Annotated in this window: 8 protein-coding genes, 16 tRNA genes and 2 rRNA genes; 1 reads left to right on the top strand and 25 read right to left on the bottom strand. The window is 44.1% G+C overall.

Annotated features, from left to right (window positions below):
- Window positions 1-6: 6 nt before the first annotated feature.
- The 7 genes from NAF01_RS06015 to NAF01_RS05985 form a co-directional block, all read right to left on the bottom strand.
- A complete protein-coding gene (locus NAF01_RS06015; protein WP_250801955.1) occupies window positions 7-1,035 on the bottom strand; it encodes a Gfo/Idh/MocA family protein in 1,029 nt (342 codons plus the stop codon).
- A gap of 1 nt (window position 1,036) precedes the next feature.
- Window positions 1,037-1,777: a ThuA domain-containing protein gene (locus NAF01_RS06010; protein WP_250801954.1), complete on the bottom strand. Its 741-nt coding sequence runs from the start codon at window positions 1,775-1,777 to the stop codon at window positions 1,037-1,039.
- Between the two features lie 15 nt (window positions 1,778-1,792).
- The gene (locus NAF01_RS06005; protein ID WP_250801953.1) at window positions 1,793-2,521 is read right to left on the bottom strand and encodes a response regulator transcription factor; all 729 of its coding nucleotides are present in this window, start codon (window positions 2,519-2,521) and stop codon (window positions 1,793-1,795) included.
- A complete protein-coding gene (locus NAF01_RS06000; protein ID WP_226619776.1) occupies window positions 2,499-4,313 on the bottom strand; it encodes a sensor histidine kinase in 1,815 nt (604 codons plus the stop codon). The genes NAF01_RS06005 and NAF01_RS06000 overlap by 23 nt, the downstream gene beginning before the upstream one ends.
- A gap of 408 nt (window positions 4,314-4,721) precedes the next feature.
- Window positions 4,722-6,008 carry an ABC transporter substrate-binding protein gene (locus NAF01_RS05995; protein ID WP_226619775.1) on the bottom strand — a complete coding sequence of 429 codons (1,287 nt, stop codon included), beginning with the start codon at window positions 6,006-6,008 and terminating at the stop codon, window positions 4,722-4,724.
- 67 nt (window positions 6,009-6,075) lie between these two features.
- A complete protein-coding gene (locus NAF01_RS05990) occupies window positions 6,076-6,903 on the bottom strand; it encodes a carbohydrate ABC transporter permease (RefSeq protein WP_048012034.1) in 828 nt (275 codons plus the stop codon).
- Window positions 6,903-7,844: a carbohydrate ABC transporter permease gene (locus NAF01_RS05985; protein ID WP_250801952.1), complete on the bottom strand. Its 942-nt coding sequence runs from the start codon at window positions 7,842-7,844 to the stop codon at window positions 6,903-6,905. Before NAF01_RS05985 ends, NAF01_RS05990 begins: the two co-directional genes overlap by 1 nt.
- Window positions 7,845-8,090: 246 nt before the next feature.
- Here NAF01_RS05985 and NAF01_RS05980 point away from each other — a divergent pair, with 246 nt between their 5' ends.
- The gene (locus tag NAF01_RS05980) at window positions 8,091-8,939 is read left to right on the top strand and encodes a nuclease-related domain-containing protein (protein WP_250801951.1); all 849 of its coding nucleotides are present in this window, start codon (window positions 8,091-8,093) and stop codon (window positions 8,937-8,939) included.
- A gap of 773 nt (window positions 8,940-9,712) precedes the next feature.
- Here NAF01_RS05980 and NAF01_RS05975 read toward each other — a convergent pair.
- From NAF01_RS05975 to NAF01_RS05890, 18 genes are all read right to left on the bottom strand, one after another.
- Window positions 9,713-9,794 (bottom strand) — tRNA-Leu (locus NAF01_RS05975).
- A 23-nt stretch (window positions 9,795-9,817) separates the two neighbouring features.
- Window positions 9,818-9,906, bottom strand: a tRNA-Leu gene (locus NAF01_RS05970).
- Between the two features lie 28 nt (window positions 9,907-9,934).
- Window positions 9,935-10,008: transfer RNA gene (locus tag NAF01_RS05965), tRNA-Cys, on the bottom strand.
- Between the two features lie 18 nt (window positions 10,009-10,026).
- Window positions 10,027-10,101 (bottom strand) — tRNA-Gly (locus NAF01_RS05960).
- Window positions 10,102-10,105: 4 nt separating this feature from the next.
- Window positions 10,106-10,180 (bottom strand) — tRNA-Gln (locus tag NAF01_RS05955).
- Window positions 10,181-10,238: 58 nt separating this feature from the next.
- A tRNA-His gene (locus tag NAF01_RS05950) sits at window positions 10,239-10,314 on the bottom strand.
- 11 nt (window positions 10,315-10,325) lie between these two features.
- Window positions 10,326-10,399: transfer RNA gene (locus tag NAF01_RS05945), tRNA-Trp, on the bottom strand.
- 7 nt (window positions 10,400-10,406) lie between these two features.
- Window positions 10,407-10,490, bottom strand: a tRNA-Tyr gene (locus tag NAF01_RS05940).
- Between the two features lie 17 nt (window positions 10,491-10,507).
- Window positions 10,508-10,583, bottom strand: a tRNA-Thr gene (locus NAF01_RS05935).
- A 16-nt stretch (window positions 10,584-10,599) separates the two neighbouring features.
- A tRNA-Phe gene (locus NAF01_RS05930) sits at window positions 10,600-10,672 on the bottom strand.
- 149 nt (window positions 10,673-10,821) lie between these two features.
- Window positions 10,822-10,898 (bottom strand) — tRNA-Asp (locus NAF01_RS05925).
- A gap of 3 nt (window positions 10,899-10,901) precedes the next feature.
- Window positions 10,902-10,975, bottom strand: a tRNA-Met gene (locus tag NAF01_RS05920).
- A gap of 12 nt (window positions 10,976-10,987) precedes the next feature.
- Window positions 10,988-11,063, bottom strand: a tRNA-Val gene (locus NAF01_RS05915).
- Between the two features lie 4 nt (window positions 11,064-11,067).
- Window positions 11,068-11,142 (bottom strand) — tRNA-Glu (locus NAF01_RS05910).
- A gap of 15 nt (window positions 11,143-11,157) precedes the next feature.
- Window positions 11,158-11,248: transfer RNA gene (locus NAF01_RS05905), tRNA-Ser, on the bottom strand.
- Window positions 11,249-11,251: 3 nt separating this feature from the next.
- Window positions 11,252-11,326, bottom strand: a tRNA-Asn gene (locus NAF01_RS05900).
- A 19-nt stretch (window positions 11,327-11,345) separates the two neighbouring features.
- A 5S ribosomal RNA gene (gene rrf, locus NAF01_RS05895) occupies window positions 11,346-11,462 on the bottom strand.
- 125 nt (window positions 11,463-11,587) lie between these two features.
- A 23S ribosomal RNA gene (locus NAF01_RS05890) occupies window positions 11,588-14,523 on the bottom strand.
- Window positions 14,524-14,601 lie beyond the last annotated feature (78 nt).

Below are 14,601 nucleotides of genomic sequence, written 5' to 3'. Positions count from 1 at the left end.
TGCACCTCAATTAATTCTTACAATCTGCTTTGTTTCGCTGGACTCCAGGGCAGCAAGAATCACTTGGAGCGACTTCATTCCCTCGGAACCGGAGATGGCAGGCTCCTGTTCATTTAAAATACTTTCAATGAAGTGGTCAATGACCCCTGAACTCTTTTGCCCGCCTTCTTCATTTGTCTGGATTCCGCCGAGCTCGTACTTCACTGTTTCACCGTTTGCATACTGAACAATGAGAGAGTTCACCGGATCATCCTCGAGTCTCAAAATAGCTTTTTCACCATAAATAATTGTAGAATTGTCTTCTTTAGATACGTAAGACCAGCTTGCAGCCAATGTACCGATCACACCGCTTTCCGTTTTCAAAACGCATACGGCTGTATCATCGACATCAGCACCGGCTTTGGCACTTGTTTCGACAAATGCTCCGACCTCAGCAAACTCTTCTCCCAGAAGGTAACGCAAGAGGTCGGTCTTATGGACACCAAGGTCACCCATCGCGCCAATAAAAGCCTGATCCTTTTTGAAGAACCAGCTTTCTTTGCCATCTGCACTCCATCCCTCCGGCCCGCCATGTCCAAAAGCAGTCCGGAAACTGTAGATTTTTCCCGCTTCCCCCCTTGCAATCAACTCCTTTGCTTTTTTATGAGATGGAACAAAGCGCTGATTATGAGCAATCATTAATTTCTTTCCATTTTTATGGGCCGCTTCTATCATATCCTGCGCCTCTTCCATAGAAGTGGCCATTGGCTTTTCACATAAAACATGCTTGCCCGCGTTCAATGCTGCAACTGAAATTGGGGCATGCAGATAATTCGGGGTGCAGACACTCACTGCATCTATATCCTTGTCATCCAACAATTCCCTATAATCGGTGTATGCCTTCGCCTCGTAGAGATCAGCAAATCCTTTTGCACGCCCTTCATTAATATCACATACTGCTGCAATGACAGCCCCGCTGCTTGCATGATATTCAGGCATATGCCGATGCTTGGCTATACTTCCGCATCCAATGATCCCAATCTTGAGTTTTTTCATCTTAATTCTCCACTCCTTCCTGTTTCACACTGATACTCTCAAGCGGCTCCGCATTTCCATAGACCGGTACCGGAAGATCAGCCGGCTTCGCCCATTTAACAGCATTTTTAATAACCTGCTGGACGTCCTTATGATAATAGGTTGGATACGTTTCATGTCCCGGACGGAAATAAAAGATTTTTCCTTTTCCCCGCTTGTATGTGCAGCCGCTCCGGAAAACCTCACCGCCTTCAAACCAGCTCACCATTACAAGCTCATCCGGTGCAGGGGTATCAAAATGTTCTCCATACATCTCTTCTTTTTCCAGTTCAATATATTCTCCAAGTCCTTCTGCAATCGGATGACTCGGGTCTACAATCCAAATTCGTTCCTTTTCATCCGCTTCTCTCCACTTTAAATCACAGGAAGTTCCCATCAGCACTTTAAAAATTTTAGAAAAATGGCCGGAATGAAGGACAATCAGCCCCATTCCATCGAGTACTCTTTGTTTTACTTTTTCGACGATTGCATCCTCAACTTCCCCATGCGCCAGGTGCCCCCACCAGACTAAAACATCTGTTTCCTGCAGGACAGCATCACTGAGTCCATGTTCGGGCTCATCCAATGTCGCTGTTTTCACCTTAAAATCTTCTCCACTTAAAAAATCCGCAATGGCACCATGGATACCATCAGGATAGACTGCCCTTACCTTTTCATCCTTTTGCTCATGGCGATTCTCATTCCAGACAAGCACGTTAATCATGGATCTTCCTCCTTCTTAATTCATATTTCTATATTCATTTGGGGAAATTCCCTCAGTCTTTTTAAAGACTTTGCTAAAATACTTTTCATCCTGATAGCCAACCTGAAAAGCAATTTCATAGATTTTCAGTTTATGGTTCTGCAGAAGCTCCTTGGCCTTGTTCATTCGGACATTCGTTATAAAGTCTGTAATAGTAGCCTGATATTCCTGTTTAAACTTCCTGGAGATGTACTCCCTGCTTAAATAAAATCTATCTGCAATTTCCTGCAGATTAATATCTTTGTTATAACTTTCCAGCAGAAACTGTTCTATTTGCTGGATCACATTCATTTCCCTGTTTTGCTCCTGATGGCATTCTACTGGAGGATTTTGCTGCTTCCATTCATTAATGGCTTTTTCCAGGATTTCATTCAAAATGTCCGGATCGATAGGCTTCAAGATATAATCAAAGCTTTTATAACAGATGGCATTCCTCATATAGTCGAAATCATCATATCCGCTGACAACAATCGTCTTGCTGGATAGATCTGAAGAATGTATCCATTTTAAAAGGCTTATGCCATCTCTCTTTGGCATGCTCATATCTGTGAATATGATTTCCGGGCGATGCTCTTTAATCAGCTTTATGGCCTCATTTCCATCTGCCGCCTCCATGATCGTGTCAATCCCCAAACGGCTCCAATCTCCAAGAAGCATTAAACCTTCCCGCACATGCTGTTCATCATCCACAATAATTGCTTTCATCTTTTCCACCTTCCATCCTTTTTGGAAGTTTAATAGAAACCAGCAGCCCGCCCTGCTCCAAGTTCTTAAGCTGCAGGTAAGCCCGTCTGCCATAATAAAGTTTTAACCGGACATAAACATTCTTCAGTCCGATATTCATTGACTCACCCTTTTGCCCTATCCTGTCATTCATCAAATGCATCCGGATTTCCTCCAGCCTGCTCTCAGAAACGCCTGTGCCATTATCCTCAATAAGAAGATCCAGGTAAAATTCATCCTGTCTGCAGGTTATTTTAACCTCTCCAGTTTTTTCGCGTGCATCAAAGCCGTGTTTAAAGTAATTCTCCACTAAAGGCTGTAATATCATTTTCGGGACAGGGAACCCCAATGCTTCATCATCAAGCTGAAAATTAAACTGAAGCTGATCACCAAATCGTTCCTTTTGGAGCAGAAGGTAGGCCTTGGTATGGTCAATCTCTTTTTGAAGAGGAACCATCCCCTCCTCCATATTCATGCTGTACCTCATGATTTTTGAAAGGCGGGTAACAGAAGAATAAATTTGCGGGCCCTGATTTTTCAAGGCCGCAGTTCCAATTGACTGCAATGCATTGTATAAAAAATGCGGATTAACCTGTGACTGCAGAACCTTAAGCTGATTTGTCTTATTTTCAAGCTGAAGCTTATACTCCCGATTAATCAGATCATTAATTTTATCGATCATTTGCCTGAATCGATCCCCGAGATAACCAATCTCATCATTACCGAAAGATTTAAAACGGACATCAAGATTTCCCTTTTCAACTTGATCGATATTTTTGAGGAGAATTCTGATGGGAGAGGTAATCCTGACAGAAATAAATAACGTGGCGAGAATAACCAGGCACAGCCCGACTACGCCAAACATGATATTGATTTTTGCCACACTGAATGCACTTTCATATAAAGTGGTATATGGGACTCGCTTAACAAGATACCAGCCGCCTGAATTTTGCGATAATTGATCGTATATCATTACACCGCTGAATGTATCTTCCTCCCATTCAGCCGTGCCTTTTTCTTTATTTGCCCCTATCACCCAATCAATCCACTCAGGTGTTTTATCTCCGTTATCAGCTTCATCCGTTGAACGATAGATCATGTCACCTTCAGGAGATATAATATAAAATTCTTCATTTTCCCCCGAATAAAGATTGCGGCTGATATTAGTTATTTGATCCGGTGAAAACTCCAATGATATATAGGCCAATAGATCATCCGCTGGAATATTGATTAAAGACCGGTGAAGCGTAATTACATTCTCAGGCTTCTTTTCATCAGGATCCTTTATCTTATGGACCGGCTCAAGAAACATATTGTTTGGACTTTCTTCCGCTTTTTCGTAATATTCCTGATTGGCATTTGTCAGCCTCTTTGAAAAAACAACAGTAGAGCGGCGGCTCGCTGTTATAAGCCGATCTTCCTTTGCAACTGCTATATTAACCCGTTTGATATTTTCCTCAGCATACAATATGGTCGAAATTACATTTCTTACAGCTTCGACAGCCTGGTAATTATTTTCCTTCCTCGGATCTTTTAAAAAGTTTATAAAACCTGGATTATTGTAGAGAGATAGTGTCAGCCCATCCAGTTCATTTATGTACCCCTCCAGGTTCACTTTTCCTTGATATAATAGGTTGCTATTTTCTTTAATGGCCTGGTCCTTCAAGGATTCGGCTGTATGGTAGTAAGTGATGATAATAGACGCCCCAAATGGAACGATTGTGGCAACCATTAATAGAACAATCAGTTTATTCCTAATGCTCCTTTTGAACATTTACATCCCCCGCTGCTATCTCTTTTACAATAGTATAAAGCAACTTCCCTTTTTGGGGATGCCTTTTTTCTATGGGATTTTCCGGATTATAAAGTGAAACTTCAATCAGTGGGGGTTTTCCTTATCCCCCACTGATTGTTAGTCGCGTTCTAGTGTCGCTAAGATCTCCGCTAGCGCTTCGATCAATCGACACTACGAACCCGATTGGTTCAACTAAGCCTCTGCCTGCGCGTCGGCAAGTTTCACTGTATCTCACCAATCAGGCCTTTACGGGCAGTTTGACCCCCGCTTATCCTCCTTTGATTCCTCTGAGTCTTGAAGTGGGGGTCTTACTGCCCGTTAGACTGCGATAAAAATAGAAAACAGAAAGCATATCTTTTGCAGACATGCTTCCCGTTTCACCAAAATTTATTTCAAGTTATCCCAGGATGCCTGGAAGCGTTCAACAACCGTATCATAATCAATCTTTCCGGCAGCATATTCCTGGATTGTTGCTGCAAACTCTTTATTTGCACCATCCGGCCATCTGAACCATGTCCAAGGAATCGTTTTCTCTTCCTTAGAATACTCAAGAATATGCTTTCCAAGTGGCCCTAAACCTGTTGGCTCAATATTGTCAAAGGCTGGAATGAAAGCAAACTCTTCTGTGATATAACGTTTGCCTGTTTCAGATGAAACCATCCAGTTAAGGAATAACTTGGCTTCTTCAAGATGCTCAGAGTTTTTGTTAAGAACCCAGTTGTTCGGTACGCCTACCGGTAAACGGTCTGCCTTAGCTTCATCATCAGTCAGAGGAATCGGGAGGAATCCCATATTAATGTCAGGGTCAATTTCAAGAATCATGTTCTCTGTCCAGTTCCCCTGCTGAAGCATAGCTGTTTTGCCGGAAGCAAATAGTGTGACTTGCGTATTGTAATCAGTTGTTAACGGATTGTCATTTCCGAAGTTAATTTCAGTATCAAGAACTTCTTTGAATTCTTTAAATTTATCATTGCCGGTTAACTTTTCAGATCCGCTGTATAAGCCTTCAATAAATGCAACAGGATCCTCCTGCTGTGCAAATGGAATGTTTAACAAATGCTGTCCAATGACCCACCACTCACCGTAACCGGCAGAGAAAGAGGTAATTCCTTTATCTTTGAGCTTTTTAGCAGCATCCTTCAATTCAGAAATCGTATTAGGCGGTTCAGTAATTCCCGCTTCTTTAAATAAATCCTTGTTATAAATAAACCCGTATCCTTCCAGGTTTACCGGCATTCCATAAAGCTTGCCATCTGTATCGGTCGTTGGCACCTTTCCAATTGGAAGTACATGCTCTGCCCACGGCTCATTTGAAAGGTCAGCAAGATGCTCTTTCCAAAGCTCCAGTTCCTTAAATCCGCCATTATTAAAAATGTCAGGCTGTTCTCCGGAAGCAAACTTCGCTTTTAATGCGGCACCATAATCAGCTCCGCCTCCGACAGACTCAAGCTTAATTTTAATATTTGGATGCTCTTTTTCGAATTCGCTAATCATTTCCTGAAGCTGATCGGCAATCTCCACTTTAAATTGGAACATGTTCAGTGTTACCACTTCATCACCATTTTTTGAATCATCCTTTGGCTTTTCATCCCCTGAAGAGCTGGAAGAAGAACAGCCCGCCATAATGCCGGCCATCAGAATCAATGACAGCAGTAATAGAGCAAAGCGTTTCATTTTGTTTCCCCCCTGAATAATTTTATATAAACTTTCACAGCCTCTTTGGATGTAAAAGTCTCTACCACTACTTAATGGATCCTTGTGCAATGCCTTTTATAATATGCTTCTGCAGGAACAGGAAGAAAATGATGACCGGTGTAATGCCCATCACAAGGGCAGCCAGTCCCATATCCCACTGCTTTGTATATTGTGCGAAGAATGAGCTTGTGGCCAAAGGAATCGTCCTAAGCTCTGCATCCTGAAGCACCAGAAGCGGCAGCAGATAGTCATTCCAGATCCACAATGTATTTAGAATGACAACCGTTACAGTTATTGGCTTCAGAAGCGGAAAAACAATTCTCCAAAAGACGCCAAACTGGCTGCACCCATCAATTCGGGCCGACTCTTCGATCTCGATTGGAACTGTTTTAATAAAACCGTGATAAAGGAAAAGTGATAATGGTACACCAAAGCCAAAGTACATAATGATGAGACCAGGTATGCTGTTTGTCAGATTCAGCGTGCCACCGAGTTTCATCAGAGGAATCATAACGGTCTGGAATGGAATAACCATCGCAGATACAAATAAAACAAACAGGATTTTGCTGAATTTCCCCGGAGTCCTAACCATCTTCCAGGCAGCCATAGAACTGATGACAACCAGTCCAATATTGCTGATTACCGTTATTATAAGTGAATTCCAGAAGGCCCGAGGGAAATTAATGATATCCCATACCTTCAGATAATTGGAGAATAAAAATTCCTGCGGCCATGCTGCAGCATCAATCAGGATATCTGCAAAACCCTTTACAGAATTAATGAACACGAAGTAAAAAGGAATGAGGAATATGATTCCTAATAGAATTCCGATGATCTCCAGCAGCAGCGTAACCTTCGTATATCTGGGATTCATTATGCCTCAACCTCCCTTTTCTTCGTCATCATCACCTGAACCGTTGTAAAAATAGCTACCACAAGGAAGAATAAAATCGATTTTGCGGTACCAAGACCATACCGGTTATTCTGGAATGCCTCTTGATAAATGTTAATCGCAACCGATTGTGTCGAGTTAAATGGCCCGCCGCCTGTCAGTGAAATATTCAGGTCAAAAATCTTAAATGCCATTGATATCGTTAAGAAGAAACAAATCGTAAATGCCGGTAAAATAAGCGGAATGATTATTTTTGTCAACAGTGTCCAGCTTGATGCTCCATCGATTCTTGCTGCCTCAAGCAGTGTCTGATCAACCCCCTGCAGTGCTGCAATATAAATAACCATCATATATCCGCTGATCTGCCAGGCAAACACAATTACAATGCCCCAGAATGCTGTTGTCTCATCTCCAAGCCATGGAAGCTTAAAAACTGAAAGATCCGTTAGATTACCGATAGCAGCAAACCCTTTTACAAAAATAAACTGCCAGATGAACCCAAGCAATAATCCCCCAATAACATTCGGGATGAAAAACACAGTCCTCAATAAATTCCTGGACTTCAAGGCTGCGTTCAATAATAATGCAAGCCCAAACCCTAGTAAATTACTAATAATAACCGAAGCTAACATAAATTTAGTAGTAAATATAAAGGAATCAAAAAACTTGGGATCACTCTTAAAAATCTTTATATAGTTTTCAAGCCCAACCCACTCAACTACAGAACTAACTCCATTCCAGGACGTAAACGAATAATAAATCCCCATTAGGAAAGGAAAGATCTGTATCACCAGGAAAAAAATTAATGCCGGTCCTACAAAAGCAAGGTATGTTAAGATCTTTTTCAAATTTGCTTTTTTCCTGGAAACTGTTTTAATCTCTGACTTAATTACCGGTTCCCCGATCTCAACCTTTGTCTCCAACTCTCTTCACCGCCCCCTCTTCTCTTGCAAACGCTTTCCTACATTATATTTGAAACCGTTTGCATATATAGGTGACTGAATTGACTAAATGGTGCAATATTTTGACTTTTTCAAAGGGTATAACTTGTGTTAATGGAAAACATTGCATAGAATGAAGCTATCTTGAATATAGGGATGTGAATTATGATAGTAAAACTTCGGTATGAACCAGAGGAATTAAAGCTGCTTCGCTGTTTACAGGGAAGAATGCGGCTTTCCCCTAAAGATTACAGCTACTTTCTTAATTTAGAAAAAGGTTTTTCAGGAGAGCAGCAATTTGATCAACTGCTGGAACAATCGTCTGAGGAATGGATTATTCTTAATGATTTATTGTTCGATTACAGTAACACCCTTTTCCAAATAGATTCACTATTAATCACTGGAGACTGTATTTATATTTTTGAAGTCAAGAATTATGAAGGAGACTTCTATATCGATCAAGACAGATGGTACACAGCACCATCAAAAAACGAAGTGAAAAACCCCCTTCTGCAGCTGCAGCGAAGTGAATCACTCCTGAGAAGACTTCTGCATGAATTGAGAGTAAAAACCCCACTTAAGGCTCTTCTTATTTTTATTAACCCCGAATTTCATTTGTATCAGGCCGCAATGAATCTTCCTGCTATATTTCCAGCGCAGCTTAATCGCTTTTTAGACACATTGAAAATGAAATCCCAGCCGGCAACTAAAAATCATTTTATGCTGGCGGAAAAGCTAATGTCGCTTCATATGAAAGATATTCCTTATGGCAGGCATTTTAAGTATACTTTTGAAGAATTAGAAAAGGGGGTTAAATGTACTTCTTGTGGCTTATTTATGTCTTTATTAAATAAAAACAATTTAAAATGCGGCTGCGGATCAATTGAGAAAACTGAATTTGCTATATTGAGGAGTGTTGAAGAATATAAAATACTATTCCCTGAAGAAAAAATAACAACCAAGTCTATTCATATGTTTTGTAATATTCTAAACTCAAAAAGATCCACTCAAAAAATCTTATCTAAGCAATATCAGATCAATGGATTTGGTAAGACATCCTATTATGAACCTTTTTGAAATGTATTTTGGTCAAAGTATTCAAATTCCCTTGAGGTATAGAGAGTAGGCTACCTTGTATCTATTCTATGCTTTGAAGCTGCCCTTCTTTTTGTTTTTAGTGGAGACCTGGTTTCTATGCTTTGATGCAGCTTCTTTTGGATTTTAATGAAGATGTGGTTACTAACCTATCCTTTGACGTACCTTCTTTTGGTTTTTAGTGAAGATGTGGTTACTATCCTATACTTTGATGCAGCTTCTTTGGATTTTTAGTGAAGAAGTGGTCTCTATCCTATACTTTGATGCAGCTTCTTTGGGTTTTTAGTGAAGATGTGGTCTCTATCCTATACTTTGACGCAGCTTCTTTGGGTTTTTAGTGAAGATGTGGTCTCTATCCTATACTTTGACGCAACTTCTTTTAATTTTGATGAAGATGTAGTTTCTATCCTATGGTTTGACGCAACTTCTTTTAATTTTGAGAAGATGTAGTTTCTATCCTATGCTTTAACTCTTTCATTCTCGTTTGCTAATAAAGAGTTATCTACTTTGGAGCTACACCACATCCATTATTTGCTTCATTAATTCAAACTTGGTTTATCTTGTAGCATAGGAAGCTTCCGAACAGTTCAGAACTCTATTCAAAACCACCCTCTGAACCGTTCGGAACTCTGCATTGAAACAATTGGTGATAATCAGAAAAATAGTTGTATGGATGATTAATGTCCTTCAAAATTAGCAGGGATATAAATTAACAACAAAAAAAGGTTTCCTATTAAGGAAACCTTTTTTTCAGATACCGGTGGTCGGGGTCGAACCGACACTCCAGAAGGAACACGATTTTGAGTCGTGCGCGTCTGCCAATTCCGCCACACCGGCATATTAAAATGTAATAAATCTTGTGGTGCCGAGGACCGGAATCGAACCGGTACGGTAGTCACCTACCGCAGGATTTTAAGTCCTGTGCGTCTGCCAGTTCCGCCACCCCGGCGTATATCAGCGAATCAAGATTTAAATTATGGAGGCGGCAACCGGATTCGAACCGGTGGTAAAGGTTTTGCAGACCTCTGCCTTACCACTTGGCTATGCCGCCATAAAAACAAAGAAATTCTGGAGCGGAAGACGGGATTCGAACCCGCGACCCCCACCTTGGCAAGGTGATGTTCTACCACTGAACTACTTCCGCAAAATGGCTGGGCTAGCAGGATTCGAACCTGCGAGTGACGGAGTCAAAGTCCGGTGCCTTACCGCTTGGCTATAGCCCAATGATCAATTCATAATACATTTATATGAGAGTTACACTTGTACTGTTACATTAAAATATGGGGCGACTGATGGGAATCGAACCCACGAGTGTCGGAGCCACAATCCGATGCGTTAACCACTTCGCCACAGCCGCCATAACAATATTGGCAGGGGTAGTAGGAATCGAACCCACATCAAAGGTTTTGGAGACCTTCGTTTTACCATTAAACTATACCCCTATATAAATGGTGGAGGGGGGCAGATTCGAACTGCCGAACCCGAAGGAGCGGATTTACAGTCCGCCGCGTTTAGCCACTTCGCTACCCCTCCATATTAACATAAAAAAGTGGTGCCGGCGAGAGGACTTGAACCCCCAACCTACTGATTACAAGTCAGTTGCTCTACCAATTGAGCTACACCGGCTAATCACAAAACAAGGTGGCTCAGGACGGAATCGAACCGCCGACACAAGGATTTTCAGTCCTTTGCTCTACCGACTGAGCTACTGAGCCATATTAAGATATTTTGCCTAAATAAAATTTGGCTTCGTCCTTCGTCCCGATTTATCAATCGGTACGCTGAAGTATTTCAAGGCAGCTTATTCGGTCGTGCTCTACCGACTGAGCTACTGAGCCATAAAATTATTTATATTGTGAAAAAATGGCGGTCCGGACGGGACTCGAACCCGCGACCTCCTGCGTGACAGGCAGGCATTCTAACCAACTGAACTACCGGACCGGATTGCGGGGGCAGGATTTGAACCTGCGACCTTCGGGTTATGAGCCCGACGAGCTACCGGACTGCTCCACCCCGCGATAATAATAATATGGTGGAGGATGACGGGATCGAACCGCCGACCCTCTGCTTGTAAGGCAGATGCTCTCCCAGCTGAGCTAATCCTCCAAAATGGTGACCCCTACGGGATTCGAACCCGTGTTACCGCCGTGAAAGGGCGGTGTCTTAACCGCTTGACCAAGGGGCCAATATGAAATTAAAATGGCGGAGAGCAAGGGATTTGAACCCTTGATACGCGGTTAGCGTATACACGATTTCCAATCGTGCTCCTTCGGCCACTCGGACAGCTCTCCATTTGGCTCCGCAGGTAGGATTCGAACCTACGACCGTTCGGTTAACAGCCGAATGCTCTACCACTGAGCTACTGCGGAAAAGTGGTATTATAAAACAGCCTGGCAACGTCCTACTCTCACAAGGGGACAGCCCCTAACTACCATCGGCGCTGAGAAGCTTAACTTCCGTGTTCGGTATGGGAACGGGTGTGACCTTCTCGCTATCGCCACCAGACTATTTTCAAGACAAGTATTATTATACCGTCTTTCTATCATTTTTCAAGAGGAAATTTACTTTTTTTCGTTCCCTCAAAACTAGATAATGTATGAAGAAGAATTTGTCGAGTATTCACCAATGACTTGGTTAAGTCCTCGATCGATTAGTATCAGTCAGCTCCACATGTCGCCACGCTTCCACCTCTGACCTATCAACCTGATCATCTTTCAGGGATCTTACTAGCTTGACGCTATGGGAAATCTCATCTCGAGGGGGGCTTCATGCTTAGATGCTTTCAGCACTTATCCCTTCCGCACATAGCTACCCAGCGATGCCTTTGGCAAGACAACTGGTACACCAGCGGTGCGTCCATCCCGGTCCTCTCGTACTAAGGACAGCTCCTCTCAAATTTCCTGCGCCCACGACGGATAGGGACCGAACTGTCTCACGACGTTCTGAACCCAGCTCGCGTACCGCTTTAATGGGCGAACAGCCCAACCCTTGGGACCGACTACAGCCCCAGGATGCGATGAGCCGACATCGAGGTGCCAAACCTCCCCGTCGATGTGGACTCTTGGGGGAGATAAGCCTGTTATCCCCGGGGTAGCTTTTATCCGTTGAGCGATGGCCCTTCCATGCGGAACCACCGGATCACTAAGCCCGACTTTCGTCCCTGCTCGACTTGTAGGTCTCGCAGTCAAGCTCCCTTGTGCCTTTACACTCTGCGAATGATTTCCAACCATTCTGAGGGAACCTTTGGGCGCCTCCGTTACTTTTTAGGAGGCGACCGCCCCAGTCAAACTGCCCACCTGACACTGTCTCCCGCCCCGATCAGGGGCGCGGGTTAGAATTTCAATACAGCCAGGGTAGTATCCCACCGACGCCTCCACCGAAGCTGGCGCTCCGGCTTCTCAGGCTCCTACCTATCCTGTACAAGCTGTACCAAAATTCAATATCAGGCTACAGTAAAGCTCCACGGGGTCTTTCCGTCCTGTCGCGGGTAACCTGCATCTTCACAGGTACTATAATTTCACCGAGTCTCTCGTTGAGACAGTGCCCAGATCGTTACGCCTTTCGTGCGGGTCGGAACTTACCCGACAAGGAATTTCGCTACCTTAGGACCGTTATAGTTACGGCCGCCGTTTACTGGGGCTTCGATTCAAAGCTTCGCTTGCGCTAACCTCTCCTCTTAACCTTCCAGCACCGGGCAGGCGTCAGCCCCTATACTTCGCCTTGCGGCTTCGCAGAGACCTGTGTTTTTGCTAAACAGTCGCCTGGGCCTATTCACTGCGGCTCATCAGGGCTATTCACCCTAATGAGCACCCCTTCTCCCGAAGTTACGGGGTCATTTTGCCGAGTTCCTTAACGAGAGTTCTCTCGCTCACCTTAGGATTCTCTCCTCGCCTACCTGTGTCGGTTTGCGGTACGGGCACCTTTTCCCTCGCTAGAGGCTTTTCTTGGCAGTGTGGAATCAGGAACTTCGGTACTAAATTTCCCTCGCCGTCACAGCTCAGCCTGTATGGTAACGGGATTTGCCTCGTTACCGGCCTAACTGCTTGGACGCGCTAATCCAGCAGCGCGCTTACCCTATCCTCCTGCGTCCCCCCATTGCTCAAACGGTAAAGAGGTGGTACAGGAATATCAACCTGTTGTCCATCGCCTACGCTTTTCAGCCTCGGCTTAGGTCCCGACTAACCCTGAGCGGACGAGCCTTCCTCAGGAAACCTTAGGCATTCGGTGGATGGGATTCTCACCCATCTTTCGCTACTCATACCGGCATTCTCACTTCTAAGCGCTCCACCAGTCCTTGCGGTCTGGCTTCAACGCCCTTAGAACGCTCTCCTACCACTGACATCGGAAGATGTCAATCCACAGCTTCGGTGATACGTTTAGCCCCGGTACATTTTCGGCGCGGAGTCACTCGACCAGTGAGCTATTACGCACTCTTTAAATGGTGGCTGCTTCTAAGCCAACATCCTGGTTGTCTAAGCAACTCCACATCCTTTTCCACTTAACGTATACTTTGGGACCTTAGCTGGTGGTCTGGGCTGTTTCCCTCTTGACTACGGATCTTATCACTCGCAGTCTGACTCCCATGGATAAGTCTTTGGCATTCGGAGTTTGTCTGAATTCGGTAACCCGATGGGGGCCCCTAGTCCAAACAGTGCTCTACCTCCAAGACTCTTACTACATGAGGCTAGCCCTAAAGCTATTTCGGAGAGAACCAGCTATCTCCAAGTTCGATTGGAATTTCTCCGCTACCCACACCTCATCCCCGCACTTTTCAACGTGCGTGGGTTCGGGCCTCCATCCAGTGTTACCTGGACTTCACCCTGGACATGGGTAGATCACCTGGTTTCGGGTCTACGACCACATACTCATTCGCCCTATTCAGACTCGCTTTCGCTGCGGCTCCGTCTTATCAACTTAACCTCGCATGTAATCGTAACTCGCCGGTTCATTCTACAAAAGGCACGCTATCACCCATTAACGGGCTCTAACTACTTGTAGGCACACGGTTTCAGGATCTCTTTCACTCCCCTTCCGGGGTGCTTTTCACCTTTCCCTCACGGTACTGGTTCACTATCGGTCACTAGGGAGTATTTAGCCTTGGGAGATGGTCCTCCCTGCTTCCGACGGGATTTCTCGTGTCCCGCCGTACTCAGGATCCACTCTGGAGGGAACGAAGTTTCAACTACAGGGCTTTTACCTTCTCTGGCCGGCCTTTCCAGACCTGTTCATTTACCTCGTTCCTTTGTAACTCCGTATAGAGTGTCCTACAACCCCAGGAGGCAAGCCTCCTGGTTTGGGCTAATCCCGTTTCGCTCGCCGCTACTCAGGGAATCGCGTTTGCTTTCTCTTCCTCCGGGTACTTAGATGTTTCAGTTCCCCGGGTCTGCCTTCCATATCCTATGTATTCAGATAAGGATCCTATCCCATTACGGATAGGGGGTTTCCCCATTCGGAAATCTCCGGATCAAAGCTTACTTACAGCTCCCCGAAGCATATCGGTGTTAGTACCGTCCTTCATCGGCTCCTAGTGCCAAGGCATTCACCGTGCGCCCTTTCTAACTTAACCGTATTTGACAGGTTCATCGAAGATGAACAGTATCAAAGGTTTTTAACTCTATTTAACATAGAGAGAATTCACTAAAAT

The sequence above is a fragment of the Cytobacillus firmus genome, from assembly GCF_023657595.1.
GTDB classification, from domain to species: domain Bacteria; phylum Bacillota; class Bacilli; order Bacillales; family Cytobacillaceae; genus Cytobacillus; species Cytobacillus firmus_B.
The sequence above is the reverse complement of the archived record's forward strand: the minus strand, read 5'-3'. Positions and strand labels throughout refer to the sequence as shown.